This window comes from Paenibacillus sp. J31R120 (assembly GCF_056269225.1).
Genome location: NZ_JBWDNN010000001.1, coordinates 70,507 through 90,391, shown reverse-complemented (window position 1 = coordinate 90,391; position 19,885 = coordinate 70,507). Strand labels below are relative to the sequence as shown.

Below are 19,885 nucleotides of genomic sequence, written 5' to 3'. Positions count from 1 at the left end.
ATTTTTTCAATGAAGCCAACAAAATAGGACATAAAATTGCTTTATCGGCATCATTGATAATTTGAATCGGTTATGTACGCAGAGTATGCGCGGCCGTGCCGCGCAAATGTTCCCGACAGCTCATTATTCCACAATCCAAACACCAATATACTTCAAAAAAACCGGGACGATATGATAGAATGTCCCCAATACAGACGGCATGCTACCATGCCGGAACGGAGGTTTAACATGACTGGACAACGTATCGGCATCATCGACATCGGCTCCAACTCCGTCAGGCTCGTCGTGTACGAGAGAACAGCAGGCGGTGCCAACCGCGTCGTCGATGCCAGCAAACGATCCGCCAGACTAAGCGGAAAAATAGATGAAGAAGGCGCATTAACCGAAGAAGCGGTGTCCGAGCTTGTAGAGACGCTCCGACACTTCATGCGCATCTGCTCGCATCATGGCATCGGACATATTAGAGCCGTTGCGACAGCAGCTATCCGCAACGCGACCAACCGGGACTACGTCCTTGAGCGAATCAAGACCGATACCTCATTGACCATCGAGCTGCTGACCGGCGAGATGGAAGCTTCATTCGGCTTTCTCGGCATGATTAACTCGCTTAACGTGACGGACGGCTATCTGATTGACATCGGAGGCGGAAGCACAGAGCTGTCGCTATTCCGGAACCGGGAGCTGATCCATTCTGTGTCCTTTCCGTTCGGCTGCGTCAGCTTGAACAAGTCCTTCGACGCCAAAGAAGAACTGTCGGACGAGTCGCTGAAGGCGATTGAAGCCATAGTGACCGACGCCGCAATAAAGCATGACTGGATACATGAAGCGCCGGGACTTCCCCTCGTTGGCGTCGGAGGAACGGTTCGCGCGCTGGGCAAGGTGCACCAAGCCGTGCATCATTACGCATTCGAACAGACGCATAATTATGAACTCTCAGGAGCAGGCGTAGATGAGCTGTTCCAGACCATGAGAAGCCAGCCGCTGGAACGCAGACGCAAGCTGCCCGGCTTGTCCAAAGACAGGGCAGATGTCATTGTGCCAGGCGTTGCCGTGCTACGGATATTGTTCCGATTAGTGAGAGCATCTCATTATCAAATTTGCGGAGCTGGCCTTCGGGACGGTCTGTTCCATGCGACACGCTTTCCCGCACAGCCTAAGCTGAATGACCCGCTAGCCTACAGTTTGCAGAACTTGAACGCCCTGCATACTGAAGCGCCAAGACAGCATGTGATGCAAGTGAACCGTCTATCCCTGGAGCTATACGATGAGCTGCATCGCCGTATGCCCACAAGAGGCGACGCTCGCTCCAGACTGCTCCTTGATGCCGCCTCGCAGCTCCATCGAATTGGAGCGTCTATCGACTATTACGATTATGCGAGGCATTCCTTTTATCTAATAATCCATTCCCATTTGAATGGACTCTCACATCGAGAGATTATTATGACAGCGGCAATCGCATCGTTCAAAAGCAAAGGACGCATCAAAACCCAAACCGCGCCTTATCGCACGCTGATCCAAGATGAGGATATCGATCAAATATGCAAATTAGGCTTAATCCTTCAGCTGGCCGCTGCGTTAGATCGAAGCGAGACACAGGCGATCGGACAGATCGCCATCCGTCAAGCCGAGCCCCAGCTCCTTCTGCGGCCGCTTCATCCCCGCGGATCGCTGGCGGTAGAGCGCCGGGAAGTCGAAGAGCTGGCTTCCGATTTCAAGAAGCACTGGCATCTCACGCCTGTACTTGATCATTACCGAATGCACCGCTAGACTTCACCTTTCCACAGCGGAATCACCTTGGCTTCGAATTGGCTGCGGAATGGCTTGTCGCTTTTGCTGACAACCGGCTCATAGAGTCCGCTCGGTTTTAATTCCCTGGCCTTGACGTTATCCTCCAGGTTCAGCTTCAGCATATTGATCAAGATGACGCGCAGCTCAGAATCGAATACGGGACACATCAACTCGATCCGCTTCATGAGATTTCGCGTCATCCAATCTGCGCTGGAGAGATACACTTCCTCTTCCCCGTCATTGTAGAAATACATCACTCTGGCATGCTCCAAATAACGGTCCACTATGCTGATCACTTTAATATTTTCGCTGCGCCCGGCCACACCCGGCCTCAAACAGCAAACACCTCGTACGATCAAATCGATTTTCACACCGGCCTGTGACGCTTCATACAATTTATCAATTATATCTTGATTGGATAATGAATTCATCTTGGCGATAATATGCGCTTTCCGTCCGGCCAGCGCATTGGCCTTCTCCCGGTCGATCAGCCGGAATAGCTTCTCTCTCAGATCGGTAGGCGCCACTCCGAATGCCTTCCAGTTATAAGGAGAGGAATAGCCTGTAACCTCATTAAATAGGGCCGATGCGTCTCCGCCAATGACGGGATGCGAAGTAAATAAGCCGATGTCCGTATACAGCGTTGCTGTATTGTCATTGTAATTCCCTGTACCTACATGCACATAGCGGCGAAGCGTCCCTTGCTCGCGCCTGACGACCAGTAATATTTTGGCATGGGTTTTCAGTCCCACAAGACCATAGACGACATGACAGCCTGCCTTCTCCAGCTGTCTTGCCCAAGCGATATTGCGCTCCTCGTCAAACCGGGCTTTCAGCTCAACCACGACCGTAACCTGCTTGCCTGATTCCGCTGCCTTCGCAAGCGCCTGCACGAGCGCCGATTGTCCGCTGACGCGATAAAGCGTCATTTTGAGAGCCAGAACATCAGGATCATAAGCAGCCTGTAGTACAAAATCATTGACCGGCTCAAACGACTCGTACGGATGATAGACCAGCACATCCCGCTGCCGTATCACGTCAAACATATCATCCGACTCATCGAATTCACGAGGGTAGACCGGCTCCAGCTTCTCGTATCGCAAGTTATCATAGCCTGCCAAGCTCCCGGCAAACCGCAACAGAAAGCTGAGGTCAAGAGGTCCTTCGATCTCGAACAGATTATCCTCAATCTCCAGCTCCTCCCTAAGTGTTTGCAGTGCGTACGGATGCATTCCCTTCGCCACTTCAAGACGGACAGGAATACCCCACCTGCGCCGGCGCAGCTCCTTCTCAATCTCTTCCAGCAAATCCTCCGCCCCTTCTTCGTTCAGCGTCAGATCTGCGTTGCGGGTCAGCCGGAACGGATGGACAGAAAACGGCTCGTAGCCGTTGAACAACGTATGAATAAATTGCTCTATCAACTCTTCAAGCAGCACAAACTCTTGTTTCTTGCTATTCACTCTTCCTGGCACAGCTACGAATCTCGATAAAATCGATGGCACCTGCACAATGGCAAATAGCGGCTCTTCTTCTTCCTCTGCCCCTTCACGCTTCAGCAGTACCGCCAAATACAGTTCCTTCGTATGTACGAGAGGAAACGGTCTGCTCTGGTCTACGGCCATCGGCGTAAGGACCGGAAATACGATTTCATGGAAGTAATCGGATACGGATTTCTGCTGATTCGCATTCAGCTCATCCAGCGATCGAATACATATTCCTTCTTTGGCGAGGCAGCGTGTCACTTCACGATAGGTGCGGTATTGTTCGAACATCATACTGGTAGCGCGTTTTATTAGCCGCTTCCATAGACCTGCAGGCGTATATCCCGTAAAGTCCATTTTCGTCAAACCCGCTCTCATCTGATCCTGAATACCGGCCACTCGTACGCTCATGAATTCATCTAGATTACTGGACACGATAGACAGAAACTTCGCTCTCTCCAGCAATGGATTACGCGTGTCCTGCGCTTCTTCGAGCACTCTCCGATTGAATTCGATCCAGCTTAAATCCCGATTGACGTATGGGGACAACTGCTTCGTCATGGTAATCCATTTCCTCGCTTTCGATGTAACTTGCTATAGCAAGCCAAAGCATATGCTATCGATACCATTATGATAGATGACTATTTTTGGCACATTATCAATTTGTTAACTTCATGTAAACATTAAAAACGCCTGATCGTAAAGCCTCCATTGCGCATTCGTTTCTCCAGCCACTGCAATATCATATTGCGGAAGAGGGGTCTGGTGAACGGCAGGAGCATGATGATACCAAACAAATCGCTGAAAAATCCTGGAAGCAGTAACAACAGCCCGCCCAGCAGCACACATATCCCGTCTATCATTGCCCGGCCAGGGATTTGCCCAGATTGCATTTGTCTCTGCGCCTCCACCCATACTTTCCGGCCTTCAAACTGAGCGACCAATGCGCCTGCAGCGCTTAGTACGAGAATAAGCAGGAATGTATTCCAGCCGCCGATCCAATCGCCCATTCGGAGAATGCCCCAAATCTCAATGATGGGCACTATTATTATCGCTGCTAATATCCACCTATACATCATATTCCACCTTTCGCTTGTAGCATGCACATGATTATTTCCGGACCAGCAAGCGGTAGTAAGTCGATGTGATCGACTTACTTGGTGCGCATCAGCCCAGCGAGCGAGATTAAGTCGATGGGATCGACTTATACGGTGCGCCCTAACCCAGCAAGCGGGAATAAGTCGATGAAATCGACTTATATCGTACGCACTTACCCTGCAAGCAAGAATAAGTCGATGAGATCGACTTATATCGTACGCACTGGCCCGCAAGCAGGAATAAGTCGAAATAATCGACTTATACCGTACGCTCCAGCCCCTCACGCCTATCACTTACTTCCCGCTAATGAGCGCATACAACTCTGGAAGCACCCGGCTTAGCCTTGCCGGCTGCCACTGTTCATTCACCCAGACATGCTTGGTGCCGCCTTCGACCAGCAATTCTCCCGGGAGCTCATCGCCATATGCTGCCTTTGCTGCCTTGAACTCAGCCTCCGTCACTCTGCGGACCTGCGATTGAAACTCCACGCGCAGCGGTGAGCTGCTGGCAATACGAGTGCACACGACAACGAGATCGTCGTATTTGGCCGGAGCGACATACGTGCACTGAAGATCAACGACCGGCAGCAGCAGTCCTTTGCTTTCAATCGTCTTATAGTCGTATCCGGCCGACCTTATCCATTCCGTACGTCCAACTTCGAACCAGGTTACATAATTACCGTGAAAAACTACGCCCATCTGATCCGTTTCCTGATATCTGACCCGAATGGGATATAATGTCCATGCGCCTTCCGTCCCCACTTTTTCATCCCCCGTTCTATTGTTTGCGACTATGGCGTGCCCTAAGCTTACGGTTTGAAAAAACCTCTAACGAAGCCGTCATTAAAGAAGCGGCCGCATTAGAGGTTAGTCCGATAGTTGAATAAAAAGCGACGGTGAAGGCACCATCGCTTTCTATCCATTTATAAAGTTAAATTACAGTACTTTGGATTGGCCGGAGTAGATAAAGCCCGTTTCCGCATATACGGTAACTTCCATGCCGTCTTTCAGTGTATCCGTAGCACCTGTCACACCCAGAATGACCGGAACGCTCAGGTTAAGACCGCATACTGCCGCATGGCTCGTAATGCCGCCTTGCTCCGTAATAACCGCTCCCGCCTTCTCGAATGCAGGCATGTATTCCTTGTCTGTCGAGACAGCTACCAGAATGTCGCCTTGCTGTACTTTTTCATTCGCTTCTTGCGGCGTGCGAGCTACTACCAGCTTGCCCGTAACCGTCTGGCTGCCGATGCCTTGGCCTTTTGCCAAAAGCTCGCCAATGTGGTGGATTTTCATCAGGTTGGTTGTGCCTGCAAATCCTACCGGTACGCCTGCCGTAATGACAACCGTGTCGCCCAGTGCCAGCAAACCTGTGCCCATTGCGCCTTTGACCGCATTGTCGAACATTTCGTCTGTAGTGTCCGCGTCAGCTCCCTTAACCGGGATTACGCCCCAGCCCAGTGCCAGACGCTTCATTACTTTCGCATCCGTCGTAACCGCGATGATCGGTGCTTTCGGACGGTATTTGGATACCATGCGAGCTGTAAAGCCGCTTTGCGTGGAAGTAATGATCGCTTTTGCATTCAGATCCAAAGCGGAGTTTGCTACCGCTTGGCTGATTGCTTCCGTTACGGACGTTTGCTGAGCGTTCGCTTGCTTCGTGAAGATCTCACGATATTCAAGCGCGTTCTCCGCGCGCTCTGCAATACGGGACATCGTTTGAACCGATTCAACCGGATATTTGCCCGCAGCCGTCTCGCCGGAGAGCATGATGGCATCCGTCCCGTCGAAGATCGCATTCGCTACGTCACTCGCTTCTGCGCGAGTCGGACGAGGGTTGCGCTGCATGGAATCCAGCATTTGTGTTGCTGTAATAACCGGCTTGCCTGCGCGGTTACACTTCTTGATCATCATTTTTTGAACCAGCGGCACTTCTTCCGCCGGAATCTCAACGCCAAGGTCGCCACGGGCAACCATCAAACCGTCGGACACTTCCAGAATCTCGTCCAGGTTGTCTACGCCTTCCTGGTTCTCGATTTTGGAGATGATTTGGATGTGGCTCGCGTTGTGCTTCTCCAGCAATTCGCGGATTTCCAGAACGTCGCTTGCTTTACGCACGAAGGAAGCAGCGATAAAGTCGACGCCTTGCTCGATACCGAAGATGATATCGTTTGCGTCTTTTTCCGTGATGCCCGGCAACGAGATTTTGACGCCAGGAACGTTCACACCTTTTTTGCTCTTGATCGGACCGTTGTTCACGATACGGCAGTGAATTTCCGTGCCTTCAATCGCTTCTACCGTCAAGCCAATCAGGCCGTCGTCAATCAGGACGGTCGAACCGATAGACAGGTCATTGGGAAGATTATTGTATGTTACGGGAATACGCGTGCGGTCGCCCAGAATTTCTTCCGTAGTCAGCGTAATCGCATCGCCTTGCACCAACTCAATCGGCTCTTCCTTCAGCTTGCCCAGACGAATCTCAGGACCTTTCGTATCCAGCAAGATTGCTACCGACGTACCCATCTCGGCATTAGCCAATCCTACGTTTTTGATCCGGTTGCCATGTTCCTCGAAGTCACCGTGCGAGAAGTTAAGACGGGCTACGTTCATCCCGGCTTGGATCAGTTTTTTTGTGTTTTCCAGTGATTCGCTGGAAGGTCCGATTGTACAGACGATTTTAGTTTTGCGCATGTTATGTTTCCTCCGTTTAGTGCCTGAAATGTCATTATTGAATATAAATACACGCCTTCACGGGCTTGTCCCCCGCGTAATAGCGATTGTATACGTTAGTTAAGGGTTGGGGCAGCTTCCTGTCCCGCAGAATGGCTGGCTGCTGGTCCGCCCAGCTCGTTCCCTTGCTCCGCAGCCGCGGACGGCTCCCGGACTTCCCCAGCCGCTTCAAGCTCGGCCATCTGGAAATATCCGATTTTACGGAACTTGTTGTAGCGATCCTCAATCAGCTCATCAGCGCTCATTGCGAGAAGTTCTTGAAGATGAGTCCAAAGCCCTTCCTTAATACGCTCCGACTGATATTCAAGGTCGCGATGGGCGCCGCCTTGCGGCTCTTCGATAATCTGCTCAATAATGCCGAATTCCAGCAGATCCTTCGCAGTAATCTTCATGGCTTCGGCTGCCTGGTCGGCTCTCGAAGCGTCCTTCCAAAGAATCGATGCCGCGCCGTTCGGCGATATCGCCGAATAGATGGCGTTCTCCAGCATCAATACACGGTTGCCGACGCCAAGCGCCAGAGCGCCGCCGCTTCCGCCTTCACCGATGACAACGCAGATAATAGGCACACCGAAACCGGCCATCTCACGCAGGTTGCGCGCAATCGCTTCCGATTGACCGCGTTCCTCTGCCGTATTGCCCGGATAGGCGCCTTTGGTATCGATAAAGGTAATGATCGGGCGATTGAATTTGTTCGCCTGCTGCATGAGTCGCAGCGCTTTGCGGAAGCCTTCCGGATGGGGGCTGCCGAAGAAACGGGCGATATTCTCACGCGTATCCTTGCCCCGCTGATGACCGATGACCGTTACCGGCACCCCGTTCAGCTTAGCCAGACCGCCTACGATCGCCAGGTCGTCGGCGAATAGCCGATCGCCGTGCAGCTCCATAAAGTCGGTAAAGACCTCGCCGATGAAATCCAGCGATGTCGGACGTTGATGATGACGCGCAAGATGCATCTTCTGCGCTGCCGTCAGCTCGCTGTACAGCTCTTCTTCCAGCTGCTTGCAGCGTTCCTCCAGCCGAAGAATCTCTTCGGAGAAATCAATGCCTTTACCGACGCTCAAACTTTTCAGTTCTTTGATTTTTTGACGCAATTCCACAATGGGCTTCTCAAAGGGCAGTTCATTCGGCATGGAACGATTCCTCCTTCACGCAATGCATGTCCAGCAGCTTTGTAAGCGTCGCCTTCATATCCTTGCGGTGCACGACTTTATCCAGCTGACCGTGCTGCAAGTTGAACTCGGCCGTCTGGAAGTTGTCCGGAAGCTTCTGGCGGATCGTCTGCTCGATGACGATGCGTCCCGCAAAACCGATCAATGCGCCGGGCTCGGCCAAATTATAGTCGCCAAGACTCGCGAAGCTGGCGGATACGCCGCCTGTCGTCGGGTCAGTGAAGACGGAGATGTACAATCCGCCAGCCCCTTGGAACTTCGCCAGCGCAGCGCTTGTCTTGGCCATCTGCATCAGGCTCAGGATACTCTCCTGCATACGAGCGCCGCTCGATGTCGAGAAAATGATAAGAGGCAGCTTCTTCTCATGAGCCGCTTCGATCGCTCTTGTAATTTTCTCGCCAGCGACTGAGCCCATGCTTCCTGTAAAGAAGTCAAAGCTCATCACGGCAACAACCACAGGAAAGCCGCCAATCTTGCCTTCGCCCGTTATGACGGAATCGCGAAGATTCGACTTGGCTTTCTGCTGTTCAAGCTTATTGGCATAACCCGGGAAGGACAACGGATCGACCGATTCCATAGCGGCATCGTATTCCGTCAGCTTGCCGTCGTCCAGCGTCATGCCGATCCTCTCCCAAGCATTCAGCCGGTAATGATGCCCGCAAGAGGAGCAAACCTTCATGTTTTTTTCCAGCTCTTTGCTATATTGAATCGTGCCGCACTTGGAGCACTTATTCATCAAGCCTTCTGGAATATCACGCTTGGGACGCTCCGAAGGGATCGTCGCATATTTTTTTTTCGAAAATAAGTCCTTAATTTGCACTGTTACACCTCTCAAGGCGCAATAATGAACAATTAGCCATCAAGAGCGGAACAAGGAATTGAATACTTCCTGTACTTCCTCAAGCTCGCCTGACGGAACTAATATCTCATATTGCTGTTTAGACAGATTGACGGGCCGGACCTTTATCAAAAAACCTTCTTCCGTGAGCCGCTTCTTGATGTTTTCTGCCATTTTTGCTGTTGGTGCGATATAGATAACCGTCCACATCTTGGTACCTCCTGATAACCCCGCGTTAGCAAAGTTAACCTGTCGAACGTTCACGACTGTCGCCGTCCTGTCTAGTAAAACCAAACTAATCCCGCCAAAAGGCCATATGATGCCATAATGATAACATAGTTATGGCGAATCGGGCAAATGATATTGGATGGCTTTCGGATCGCCGTGAGCGATGCGGGCAGATGCCGCAGCCGCCAGACCGGCTACCAAATCGTCCAGAAAGACATGGATTTTTTCGCCTTTGACATTCAATTTGCGAATGATGCCTGGCTTCATTTTGTCCAAATATCCGAAGCTCGTAAGCCCGATCATGCCGTACACGTTCGTAATGCCAAGGGCAAGCGTCTCATCGACGCCATACAGCGATTCGTCGCGCTCCATAATGGATTGCAGCGGCTCAGGCAGAAGCTTCCGCTCAGCCAGCTCATCCAGAGCTATGCCTGTATATAATACATATTGCACTTCTCTCTTCTCCAGCACTGCTCGCACGCTTTCCCGGCACTCCTCTATGCGTAGATCTGAATTATACGGCGATTGCAGCGTATATACAATCTCTGCAATATCCTCAACCGTCACGCCGCGTGTCTCCAGCCATTTTTCGATTGCGTTCACGGACATCCTTCCTCTCGGGGCCTGCTTGTATCTCTATGCATATGCGTGGACAAGCCATAATGTGCATAGAAATACAAAATCCGATAAGAAGAGCGCCTGAGTGCTTATCTGATTACAGCTGAACCGGTACCCAGCAGCTCCTCGATCGCCCCCAGCAGCTTGGGTCCCGGCTTTACGCGATGGCTTGCGCTGAGCGCGATCGCTTTGCCTTCCCGTTCATAGAACAACGCGCAATCTATCGTTCCCGGATGGGACAAGAGCAATTCCTTCAGAGCGTTCAGCACATCCGCACGCTCGTTGCTCTCCGTAATTTTGATGTAGAGCAGCTGGCGCTTACCCGTCCTTGTCTCGCCACCGGCGGCAGGCCGGACAGCAGCGCTCGTCCCGGCAGGCTGCTGCCGATCACCGTCTCCATTCGAACGGAATGATGACTCTGTGGAGGCTTGACGCTGCGGCGCTTCTCTCGTAGAAGACATTCTACCAGATGCCCCGTGGGAAGAGGAATCTACGCTGGCGGCAGTCCGGGATTTCGATTCGGCAGCTTGCTGCTGAGTCCCGCCAGCCGATGCCGGACGACTGCTGTCCATTCTGGCCGACCGAGTGCGCGCTGCGTTACGCAGTCGTCTGACCTGGGCCGCCATATAGTCATCGGTTCCCTCGATCGGAACGACATCATCGACCAGCAGCTTGAAATCCTCGTCCTCATGCTGGACCTTCGCTTGTACAATGACGAGCCCGTCTTTGGCAAGCTTGGCGCCGACACGCTTCCATACGGCCGGGAATACGACAGCTTCCACTCGCATGATGCGATCCTCTACATCCATAAAACCCATCGCATTGCCTTTCTTATTGGTGAAAGGCTTGAGGCCCGCAACCATGACGCCGACTACAGCAATCGTCCCGTCCGCCGCATCGTTCAAGTCCACCAGACGGTCAAGCTCCAGCTGATCAAGCCGTTCTGCTACGGATTCCAGCGGATGGCCCGACAAATACATGCCTAGCAATTCGCGCTCGAAGTCCAGCTTTTGGGAAGTCGTGAACGGCCTGATGTCCGGCAGCTCTACATCCCAATTCTGCACCTCCTCGAAGCCGAACATCTCAATCTGCAGCTCTTCCTTCTCCTTGCGCCACTTCACCGCCGTCTCCACCGTCTCCTCCAGCGAAGCAAGCAGCTGGGCGCGGTGGCCCGGCAAGGAATCCAGCGCGCCGGCCTGGATCAGCGATTCCAGAACGCGCTTGTTCACGACGCGCAGATCGACCCGCTTACACAGATCGAGCAGGCTGGCGAACGGTCCGTTCTCCCGCTCCCGCAGCACAGCATCTATCGCTTGAGTGCCGACGTTCTTAATGGAAGCCAGCCCGAATCGTACCGCAGATTCCACAGGGGTGAACGACACGCTGCTTTCGTTCAAATCCGGCGGCAGCACCTCGATCCCCATCCGGCGGCATTCATCGGCGTATTCTGCCGTCTTGCGCATATTGCCCGTAACCGATGCCATCATGGAGGCCATAAAGGGTACAGGATAATGCGCCTTAAGCCAGGCTGTCTGGAATGCAAGCACACCATATGCCGCGGCATGCGCGCGCGGGAAGCCGTAATCGGCAAAGCGGACGATCATGTCATAGACCCGGTTGGCCTCCTCTTCACTGTAACCTTGCCCCAGGCTGCCCTTCACGAAGTGGGCGCGCTCCTCATCGAGCACCTCGCGCTTCTTCTTGGATACCGCACGGCGCAGCAAGTCGGCTTCACCGAGCGAGAAGCCCGCCATCAGAGAAGCAATCTGCATGATTTGCTCCTGGTAGACGATGATTCCGTACGTATCCTTCAGGATAGACTCAAGTTTCGGGTGAGGATAAGTGACATCCAACACACCATGCTTGCCCCCGATATACTTGGGTATAAATTCCATCGGACCCGGACGATACAAGGCCACCACCGAGATGATGTCTTCGAAGGCCGACGGCTTCATCTCCCGCAGTACTCGCCGCACGCCAGTCGACTCCAGCTGGAAGATGCCTGTCGTATCGCCTCGTCCAAGCATCGCATAGGTATCTGGGTCAGAATCGTCTATCGTGCGGAAATCAATTTCCTTCCGGAACAGCTCCTTCACCCAGGCAAGCGTTCGTTCAAGAATAGACAGCGTTCTTAGGCCCAGGAAGTCCATCTTGAGCAGGCCGATCGCCTCCAGATGCTCCATGGAATATTGGGTCAGCGGAATCGATTCGCTCCCGCCCTGCAGCGGAACGTAATCCGTCAGCGGCTCCTTCGAGATAATGACGCCTGCGGCGTGAGTCGAGGCATGACGGGGCATCCCCTCTACCTTGATCGCCATCTTCAGCAGCGCATCTGTCTTCGGCTGCCGCTCGCAGGCGGCTCGCAGCTCCTCGCTCTGGCGCAGCGCCTCCTCCAGTGTAATGCCAAGCTGATTCGGGATCAGCTTCGCGGCCCGGTCCACCTCTTGGAACGGCACGTTGAGCGCTCTGCCTACATCTCTGACCGCAGCCTTCGCGGCCATGGTGCCGAACGTAATAATTTGCGCCACATGCTCCTCGCCGTACTTGGCGGATACATAGGCAATAACTTCGTCGCGGCGCTCGTCGTTGAAGTCGATATCGATATCCGGCATTGATATCCGCTCTGGGTTCAGGAAGCGCTCGAACAGGAGCTTGTATTTCAGCGGATCGACATCGGTTATTCGCAGCGCGTAAGCGACGAGACTTCCTGCGGAGGAACCCCGGCCAGGACCGGTGCGTATGCCGCGTTCATGGGCGAAGCGAATGAAGTCCCATACGATCAGGAAGTAATCGCTGAACCCCATATTCTCGATAACGGACAACTCATAAGCCAGCCGCTCTTCAGCCTTCGCTCGGAAATCCGAGCCGTCCGTCCACTCCGGCAAACCCGCGTATCGCGACACAAGACCGCTCCCGCATAGCTCCGCCAAATATTGAGCAGAGGACGCTCCGGCGGGAACAGGCCGGAATACGGGCAGGGCTGCCCTGCCGAATGTCAGCTCCAGATTGCATTTGTCCGCAATTTCTACCGTATGGGCGATCGCCTCCGGCACATGGCGGAATAAAGCTGCCATCTCTTCGCCGCTCTTCATATATAGCTGGTCCGTCGACATGCGCATGCGGTCCCCATCCTCGACGGTCTTGCCCGTGCCGATACAGATGAGCACATCCTGCACGCTGGCATCTTCCGGCCGCAAATAATGCACGTCATTGGTCGCAACCAGCTTGATCCCCGTCTCCCGGGCAAGTTCGATCATGGCCGTCGCCACCTTCTTCTGCTCCAGCATCCCGTGATCCTGAAGCTCCAGGTAGAAGTCGTCCCCGAAGATCGTCCGGTAGCGAAGCGCGGCTTCCCTCGCCTCATCCATGCGGTCGTAGAGCAAATGCTGGGAGACCTCTCCCATCAAGCAGGAGCTGAGGCAGACCAAGCCCTCAGCATGCTTAGCCAGCGTCTCCATGTCCACTCTCGGCTTATAATGGAAACCCTCCAGATGGGCGATAGAGCTGAGCTTCATCAAATTGCGGTAGCCCGTCTCATCCTTCGCCAACACGATAAGATGATAGGTCGGATTATCCTTGCGCGCCCCCTTCTCGAATCGCGATCCCGCTGTCAAATACAGCTCGCAGCCGATAATCGGCTTGATCCCGTTCGCACGGCAAGCGCGATAGAACGGAATCGCCCCGTACATCACGCCGTGATCCGTCAAGGCAAGCGCGCGCATGCCCAGCTCGGCAGCACGGGATGCCAAGTCCCGTATGCGGGCGGCGCCGTCAAGGAGGCTATATTCGCTATGCGCATGCAGATGTACAAATGCCTTTTCTTGTCCGGCACTTACGCCCATGGTATGACCACCTTTCCTAGCAAACCTCTGTTCTCATTTTAAAGTTATCGCTATTTTATCATAATCGGGTTGGACACGCCCATAGAATGGTATAAAGCGCTGGGATTACGAATTGGAGGCAATGGGCATGAGCTATTTTTTATCAAAAGCGGGTATGGATTTTTTTATCGCCTTTGGCGTCGTCATCGGAGGAGCCACGCTGGCGGGCGTCGGCTCTGTCTTTATGCTGATGCCTCCTGCCACCGTTATGCTCGACACCGCACTCCGGCTGAAAATATGGGCCATCGTAGCCGCGATAGGCGGATCGATCGATCCCGTCAGAGTCATTGAAAGCAATATCTCATTAGGCCAGCTGTCGCCGGTGGCGCAGCAAATCTGCTTCATTCTGTTCGCCTTTCTGGGTGCGCACATGGCCACCGAGCTGGTCCGATTAATATGCAAAGGAGCGGTGTAGTCGATGAGACTGCCTCCGTTCGAACGATATATAAGAGGCATGCAGCTTATAGGCGTCTTCCTGCTGGGCATGCTGGCCGGAGCTGTCACGCTTAACTCCCTGTTTGTTGCGCAGTTTGAAGCTATGTATCATACAAAGAATGAACTGGAATCCAAGCTGGAGCAATACGAGCAAGATATTCGGGGGTTAAATCAATACAAAAACCAGCATACGGTCATTAAGAGCATTCAGTTGAGGCTCGCCGAAAACAATGGCAAGCGTACTCATCTGGACAAAGTGACCGAAGCGGAGCTGATTAAGCGTGTGAAGGAGGACCTCTCGATCTTCCTGGGCCAAAGCATCTATGAGGTCGACTCCGACGCCAAATTCACCCGCAAGATTCTGGAGAGGAAGGTCTATGAGGACATTAACGGAAAAGATTATGTGGTTGAGCTGCAGACGGTGCTGCTTGCAGACAATGTGCTTCAGATCTGGATGATTGCGCTGCCCCATGCCAAAGCTCCCGCTTCTTAAGAGGTTGTTCAAAAAATCCACTTTTGATCACGAAGGGGATCAGGAAGCCTACTCGACATCGAATAGGGCATTCAGCCGGAACTTCAGGTGCTCACAAAAGCTTCCACTACGCTCCGCTCCTCACTTCCCAGCTTCATCCCATCTTCTGCAGCGTTTTGAAAAAACGCATCATCGGAAGCATAAGCTCATGTGCTGAAAACCGGACTTTTTGAACACGCACTTGAAGCAAACACACACACAATCTGATACAATAGAAAACGATTGACAGCCGTGAACGCCGATAGCGGCGCCGGCCTCTATTTTTTGAATTAAAGGAGCTGTATAGGTAACATGGATCAACTGCTGCAATGGCTGCTCTTCCCGGGCATCCTGATTACGCTGGCGCTTTCGACCGTATTCAGTTTCAAGTCGCGGCGCGCTACAGACCCTAGAACAAGGGGCATTCAAGCCGCAAGAATGAACATAAGCATGGGTGGCATGCTGCTATTTATCGCCGCTGTCCAGCTATTCCTGTCCGCCGAATCTACGCTTCGCATCGTGATCGGCGCGATCTTTATCGTCATCGGCCTGTTCAACCTGTTCGCGGGCATCCGCAACTTAAGCGTCTATCGTTCCATGGCTGCAAGCGAGCAGACACAGCGTTAATACGGATCGATCATCTGGGCCGTCAGCATCGCCTTCGCGGCGAGTCCCTGCCGGTCCAGCACCTCGATCTCAAGCTTGGAGAATTTGCGGCTTAGCTCAAGCGGCCGCGGCTTTATCGTAATCTCACTATCGATTTGCACAGGTCTGACATAATAGGATGTCATGCTCTCCAGCAGGAAATCCCGCTTGCCGGTATCACGGATCATTCTTCTGGCGGCTTGCGCCATAAGTGTCGTCAAGAGCCCCTCTGAGGCCATACCGAGCGCGCCTGACATTTGCGGCGTAATAGCCCCTTTGTAGCTGATCCCCGCATCGTCCTGGCTGCTCTCCTCCGTCTGAATGAAGCCTGCCCACATCAAATCCTCGAACGTCTGTCCTGATTCCGGCTGCTTGCCCGCGAATCGCATTGCATCCAGCACCTCTTGCCGCGTCACGACGCCCAGCAGCTTGCGATGCCGATCGACGATCGGCAGCAGATCAATGCCCTCAGCCGCCATCGTATGTGCTGCGGATGTGACCGTAATATTGGGCGCTGCCGTAATAGGCTGCCTGGTCATCACCTTGTCCACCGCAATATCTTCCTTGGAGCCTACTGCATCCTTCGCCGTCATCATCCCGATTACCCTGCCCCGATCATCAACGACTGGAAAACGCGAATACCCTGTTTCCTTGGACAGCCTATTATAGTCCGTTACAGTAGCTCCGGTGCGAAGCACATCAGCTGGACGGCTGAATGTGACGATATCCTCGATCAGCATAATCTTCCGCTTGATAAGCCTGTCATACATCGCCCTGTTGATCATAGAAGCAACGGTATACGTATCGTGTCTGGATGACAGAATCGGCAAAGAGAGCTCGTCCGCTAGCGCAATCACCTCTTCGCTAGGCTCGAACCCTCCTGTAATCAGTACGCCTGCGCCCTGCTCCAGCGCCCTGCGGTGGACGTTCACGCGGTTTCCTACAATAAGCAGACTGCCTTGGTCGATATACCGAAGCATCGCTTCCAGCTCCATCGCGCCAATGACGAATTTGTGCAGCGTCTTGTCCAGCCCCTCGCCGCCTCCGAACAACCGGCCTTCCACAATTTGCGCAACCTCGCCGAACGTTAGTTGGTCCAGCGCGTCACGCCGCTTGCGGTCGATTCGCACGGTGCCGATTCTCTCCTTCGTGCTGACGAGGCCGGACGCTTCCGCTTCCTTGAATGCCTTGTATACGGTGCCTTCGCTCACGCTCAGCTCTTTTGCAATGGCTCTAACCGATATTTTCGTGCCGATCTTAAGTCCCTGTATATGTTGAAGAATTAGCTCATGCTTGGTCGTCGTATCATTGCCTGGCTCATGGATCGTACTCACGTTCGTTCCCTCCTCGTTAGCTCCATTATAGGACATGGAAACAAGAATCGGAAATCCGGAACGCTTGTCCTGAGCTTGGCAGCTTAATCTACCATTGCAACTCTACCTTCTTCACCTTCAGATGGGCGTCGACCGGCTGGCCGCTCGCCCCAAGCAGCTTCCATTTCTTAAGCAATACGTTCATGCTGTTCGCGTTAATGGCGCTCTCTGCTCCGTCTACTATAAATTGCTGCCAGTCATAATCGATCGGCACACGGTAGCGAAGCTTATGAATCGGATAATTCATATAATCGATAACCTGTTCCGGAATGGCCTCATAAATACTGGAAAACAGGAACGAACCGCTTTCGCTATAGGGCCTTTCTATCGGTTCCGATTTCAATTGCATCAAGTATTCGACCGTTTGCGTGTGCGCATTCACTCCGCAACTGAAAGTCCCCTTTGCTGTCGCGGACTTGTTAAGCCTGTGCGAGAAGCGATAGGTGAAGGACAGCGAGAACGACACATTGCAATAAAAAGCCCGGACCTTTCTATAAAATTCAAATTCCTCTACCATCATCCCTTCTTCACCCTGCTCCTTCAACTATTATCCCACCATTCTAACACATTTGTCATATTTATGTTAATTATAATAAATCATCCACCCCCGAGTCAATGACTATAGTAACGATTTAATATACATCCTATATAACGTTGAGACGCTGCGTTTAACCTTTTATCGTTAGGCTGAGGTGACTTTATGAGCGACATCGGACGTTTGGTCGGCGAGAACATACGCGCATTGCGCAGAGCCAAAGGGCTTAGTCAGGAGCAATTGGCGCTGCGCGCGGATATCAACGCTTCTTATATGGGACAAGTCGAGCGTGGTGACAAAAACCCGACGATCGACGTTCTGAGCAGAATTGCCGCCGCGCTGCATACGCCGCTGGAGACGATTGTGAACATCCATGCGGAGCCGCCAACCGAAGAAAGCGACGAGGCTGTGCGGTATGCTGACAAGATCGCAAGCCAGCTGTCGGGTCTAAGCGTCAAAGAACAAGAAGCCGTCTATAAACTAGTCAAGCAATTGGTTCAGTTCAAAGATTTGGAATAATACCAGCATCTATTGCCGCACACCAAAAAGGCCCCTATCAGGGGCCTTTATTGTTAAGCTTATTCCACCTAGAGACTATAGGGGCAGGCCTCGCGCCTCTCCCTTATCCTCTGCCTCTAGTGCGCTGCACAGTCTCTGCCCGCTTCGATATCCGCTTCTCCAGGGCCCGCTCCCACCGCTGCGCCTTCGCCCGCTTGATGCGGGCCATCTCCTTGCGCTTCCCTTCGCTCATGAGCAGCATATTCACATTGGCCGCTATGATGACCGCCGTAAAGGCGAGCCATACATACCAGAACAAATGGGCAGTACCGCCTCCCGCGCTTTGTCCCATTTGGGTCAACGCATAAAAAAGCATGCCCGAAGCAGCGATCAGATAGAATACATGACGGCCTTTACCCGGCAATTTTCGTTTGCGCTCCATACTCTCCTCCTTATTCACCCCGATGCGGACAACAATAGTCTTGTCCTTTGTACTTCTATTCTATGATCCGAATTCCGACTCTATGACTGCGGGAAGCGCTTCGCTCCGAACACGCATTCACCATCCGGTAGGCGAACTCATATGATGAATTAATTCGTGTAAAACACCTACAGGCCTCCATATCCCTCATCGCATGACCTTCTGGCTTGGAAGGAGATTAGAAATGCTAAGAACGAAAGTCGCCATACAAGTCATCGCTGCAAATCAGCTGCCCGAAGATACCATCGTGCTTGGCGAAGGCTACATCAAGCATTGGAAGATCCCTAGAGGACAGCATGTAGAGCTCAAGTTCGGCGCTTTCCGCCGGCACTTGAAAGTTATACCGGCAGCGAAGCTCGACGGCATGCGCATCAGCCAGTCGCTCGCAGCCAAAATGGGCTGGCCGCCAGACTCACCCGCACGCATCCATCTGCGTATGCATTACAAGACGGCTACCGGCATGCTGTCGCTTGGTCCGCTCATCGGCGTACTGGTAAGCCGCGACTTCCCCCAGACACCGGATAAGCCGTTCGGCACCATAACGATGTTCTGCCGAGAGCTGGTGGAAGCGTGCACGGCGCAAGGCGCGTACGTCTACTTCTTTACGCCCAACCACATCGGAAAGAGCGCCGATGCAGTCGAAGGCTGGACCTATTCAGGCGAATGGAAGCAGAGCCTGTTCCCCGCGCCCGATATTGTGAACAATCGCCTGACGACGCGAAAGCTGGAGAACAGCTATGAGGTGCAGAGGTTTATGAAAGAAACAAAGCTCTATCATTCCACCGTCTTCTTCAACGAAAAGTTTCTGGATAAGACCGAGGTGTTCGAAGCGCTTCAGAAGGACGAATCGCTCGTCCGGTACTTGCCGGAGTCGCATCCGCTGCGCAGCTATGCCACACTCCGGAGCATGTGCGGCAAATACAGCAATGTTTTTCTCAAGCCGGTACGAGGCAGTCTGGGCAAAGGCATCATTCGCATCTCCCATCTGGAGGGCGAAAGTTACCAAGCGCTGCATGCCACCCCCGCAGGCTCGCGCAAGCAGGTGTATCCCAATCTGACAAGGCTATACGCCTCAATCTCTTCAAAAATGAAATCAGTCCGCTATCAGATCCAGCAGGGCTTGCAACTGATTGAAATCCAGAAGAGGCCGGTCGACTTCCGTGCGCTCGTCCAGAAGAACGCCACCGGCAAATGGATGATCACCTCCATCGTCGCCCGTACAGCGGGCAATCAGCATTTTGTGTCCAATCTCGCGCGGGGTGGTACGCTCAGCACGGTAACCGCAGCCGTGTCCAAGTGCAATATGAACAGCAACATCAACCGGCTGGATACGACCGGGCGGCTCCGCAATGCGGCGCTTCAAATCGCCAAGGGCATCGACACCCATATTCCCGCCCACTTCGGGGAGCTTGGCATTGACCTTGCGCTCGATACAAGCGGCAAAGTATGGCTGCTCGAAGTCAATTCCAAGCCGTCCAAGAACGACAACACGCCGCTGAACGAAGGCAAGATCAGACCTTCCGTTCGAATGATGATCCAATACGCCCGCTTCCTTGCGGGCTTCTGACGGAGGCAGC

Annotated in this window: 17 protein-coding genes and 1 pseudogene; 6 read left to right on the top strand and 12 right to left on the bottom strand. The window is 53.1% G+C overall.

Going from position 1 to position 19,885, the window contains the following annotated elements; all coding sequences use genetic code 11:
• Positions 1-228: 228 nt before the first annotated feature.
• The gene (locus AC0YNW_RS00415) at positions 229-1,767 is read left to right on the top strand and encodes a Ppx/GppA phosphatase family protein (RefSeq protein ID WP_475830336.1); all 1,539 of its coding nucleotides are present in this window, start codon (positions 229-231) and stop codon (positions 1,765-1,767) included.
• Here AC0YNW_RS00415 and ppk1 read toward each other — a convergent pair.
• The 9 genes and pseudogenes from ppk1 to AC0YNW_RS00370 all read right to left on the bottom strand — a co-directional run.
• A pseudogene (gene ppk1 / locus AC0YNW_RS00410) lies at positions 1,764-3,848 on the bottom strand (polyphosphate kinase 1); the annotation flags it as partial. The gene AC0YNW_RS00415 and the pseudogene ppk1 sit on opposite strands and share 4 nt — an antisense overlap.
• A 104-nt stretch (positions 3,849-3,952) precedes the next feature.
• A complete protein-coding gene (locus AC0YNW_RS00405) occupies positions 3,953-4,345 on the bottom strand; it encodes an FxsA family protein (protein ID WP_475831242.1) in 393 nt (130 codons plus the stop codon).
• A 315-nt stretch (positions 4,346-4,660) separates the two neighbouring features.
• Positions 4,661-5,128 (bottom strand): acyl-CoA thioesterase, encoded by a 468-nt coding sequence (locus AC0YNW_RS00400; RefSeq protein ID WP_475830335.1) that lies wholly within the window; start codon positions 5,126-5,128, stop codon positions 4,661-4,663.
• Between the two features lie 174 nt (positions 5,129-5,302).
• Positions 5,303-7,057 carry a pyruvate kinase gene (pyk, locus tag AC0YNW_RS00395; protein ID WP_475830334.1) on the bottom strand — a complete coding sequence of 585 codons (1,755 nt, stop codon included), beginning with the start codon at positions 7,055-7,057 and terminating at the stop codon, positions 5,303-5,305.
• A gap of 95 nt (positions 7,058-7,152) precedes the next feature.
• Positions 7,153-8,226: an acetyl-CoA carboxylase carboxyltransferase subunit alpha gene (locus AC0YNW_RS00390; protein ID WP_475830333.1), complete on the bottom strand. Its 1,074-nt coding sequence runs from the start codon at positions 8,224-8,226 to the stop codon at positions 7,153-7,155.
• The gene (gene accD, locus AC0YNW_RS00385; RefSeq protein ID WP_387476281.1) at positions 8,216-9,085 is read right to left on the bottom strand and encodes an acetyl-CoA carboxylase, carboxyltransferase subunit beta; all 870 of its coding nucleotides are present in this window, start codon (positions 9,083-9,085) and stop codon (positions 8,216-8,218) included. The genes AC0YNW_RS00390 and accD overlap by 11 nt, the downstream gene beginning before the upstream one ends.
• A gap of 39 nt (positions 9,086-9,124) precedes the next feature.
• Positions 9,125-9,313: a glutamate decarboxylase gene (locus AC0YNW_RS00380; protein ID WP_116042381.1), complete on the bottom strand. Its 189-nt coding sequence runs from the start codon at positions 9,311-9,313 to the stop codon at positions 9,125-9,127.
• 129 nt (positions 9,314-9,442) lie between these two features.
• Positions 9,443-9,940, bottom strand: a complete 498-nt coding sequence (locus AC0YNW_RS00375; protein ID WP_387476284.1) for a phosphatidylglycerophosphatase A family protein — start codon at positions 9,938-9,940, stop codon at positions 9,443-9,445.
• 98 nt (positions 9,941-10,038) lie between these two features.
• Positions 10,039-13,791, bottom strand: a complete 3,753-nt coding sequence (locus AC0YNW_RS00370) for a DNA polymerase III subunit alpha (RefSeq protein ID WP_475830332.1) — start codon at positions 13,789-13,791, stop codon at positions 10,039-10,041.
• 127 nt (positions 13,792-13,918) lie between these two features.
• Between AC0YNW_RS00370 and AC0YNW_RS00365 the strand changes: the two genes are divergently transcribed.
• The 3 genes from AC0YNW_RS00365 (at position 13,919) to AC0YNW_RS00355 (ending at position 15,403) form a co-directional block, all read left to right on the top strand.
• Positions 13,919-14,245, top strand: a complete 327-nt coding sequence (locus AC0YNW_RS00365; protein ID WP_475830331.1) for a YtrH family sporulation protein — start codon at positions 13,919-13,921, stop codon at positions 14,243-14,245.
• A 3-nt stretch (positions 14,246-14,248) separates the two neighbouring features.
• Positions 14,249-14,758, top strand: a complete 510-nt coding sequence (locus AC0YNW_RS00360; protein ID WP_475830330.1) for a sporulation membrane protein YtrI — start codon at positions 14,249-14,251, stop codon at positions 14,756-14,758.
• 330 nt (positions 14,759-15,088) lie between these two features.
• On the top strand, positions 15,089-15,403 hold the full coding sequence (locus tag AC0YNW_RS00355; protein ID WP_387476292.1) for a YtpI family protein: 315 nt from the start codon (positions 15,089-15,091) through the stop codon (positions 15,401-15,403).
• Here the strand turns inward: AC0YNW_RS00355 and AC0YNW_RS00350 are convergent.
• Both AC0YNW_RS00350 and AC0YNW_RS00345 read right to left on the bottom strand, forming a co-directional pair.
• Entirely contained in the window at positions 15,400-16,791 is a 1,392-nt protein-coding gene (locus AC0YNW_RS00350) for a DRTGG domain-containing protein (protein WP_475830329.1), read from the bottom strand. The genes AC0YNW_RS00355 and AC0YNW_RS00350 overlap by 4 nt on opposite strands.
• A 52-nt stretch (positions 16,792-16,843) precedes the next feature.
• The gene (locus AC0YNW_RS00345) at positions 16,844-17,338 is read right to left on the bottom strand and encodes a hypothetical protein (protein WP_387476296.1); all 495 of its coding nucleotides are present in this window, start codon (positions 17,336-17,338) and stop codon (positions 16,844-16,846) included.
• Between the two features lie 156 nt (positions 17,339-17,494).
• On the opposite strand from AC0YNW_RS00345, the gene AC0YNW_RS00340 reads away from it, so the two are divergent.
• On the top strand, positions 17,495-17,848 hold the full coding sequence (locus tag AC0YNW_RS00340; RefSeq protein ID WP_475830328.1) for a helix-turn-helix domain-containing protein: 354 nt from the start codon (positions 17,495-17,497) through the stop codon (positions 17,846-17,848).
• A gap of 103 nt (positions 17,849-17,951) precedes the next feature.
• Here AC0YNW_RS00340 and AC0YNW_RS00335 read toward each other — a convergent pair whose 3' ends face one another.
• Positions 17,952-18,269, bottom strand: a complete 318-nt coding sequence (locus AC0YNW_RS00335) for a hypothetical protein (protein WP_387476300.1) — start codon at positions 18,267-18,269, stop codon at positions 17,952-17,954.
• 223 nt (positions 18,270-18,492) lie between these two features.
• Here AC0YNW_RS00335 and AC0YNW_RS00330 point away from each other — a divergent pair, with 223 nt between their 5' ends.
• Positions 18,493-19,875: a YheC/YheD family endospore coat-associated protein gene (locus tag AC0YNW_RS00330; protein ID WP_475830327.1), complete on the top strand. Its 1,383-nt coding sequence runs from the start codon at positions 18,493-18,495 to the stop codon at positions 19,873-19,875.
• Positions 19,876-19,885: the final 10 nt, after the last annotated feature.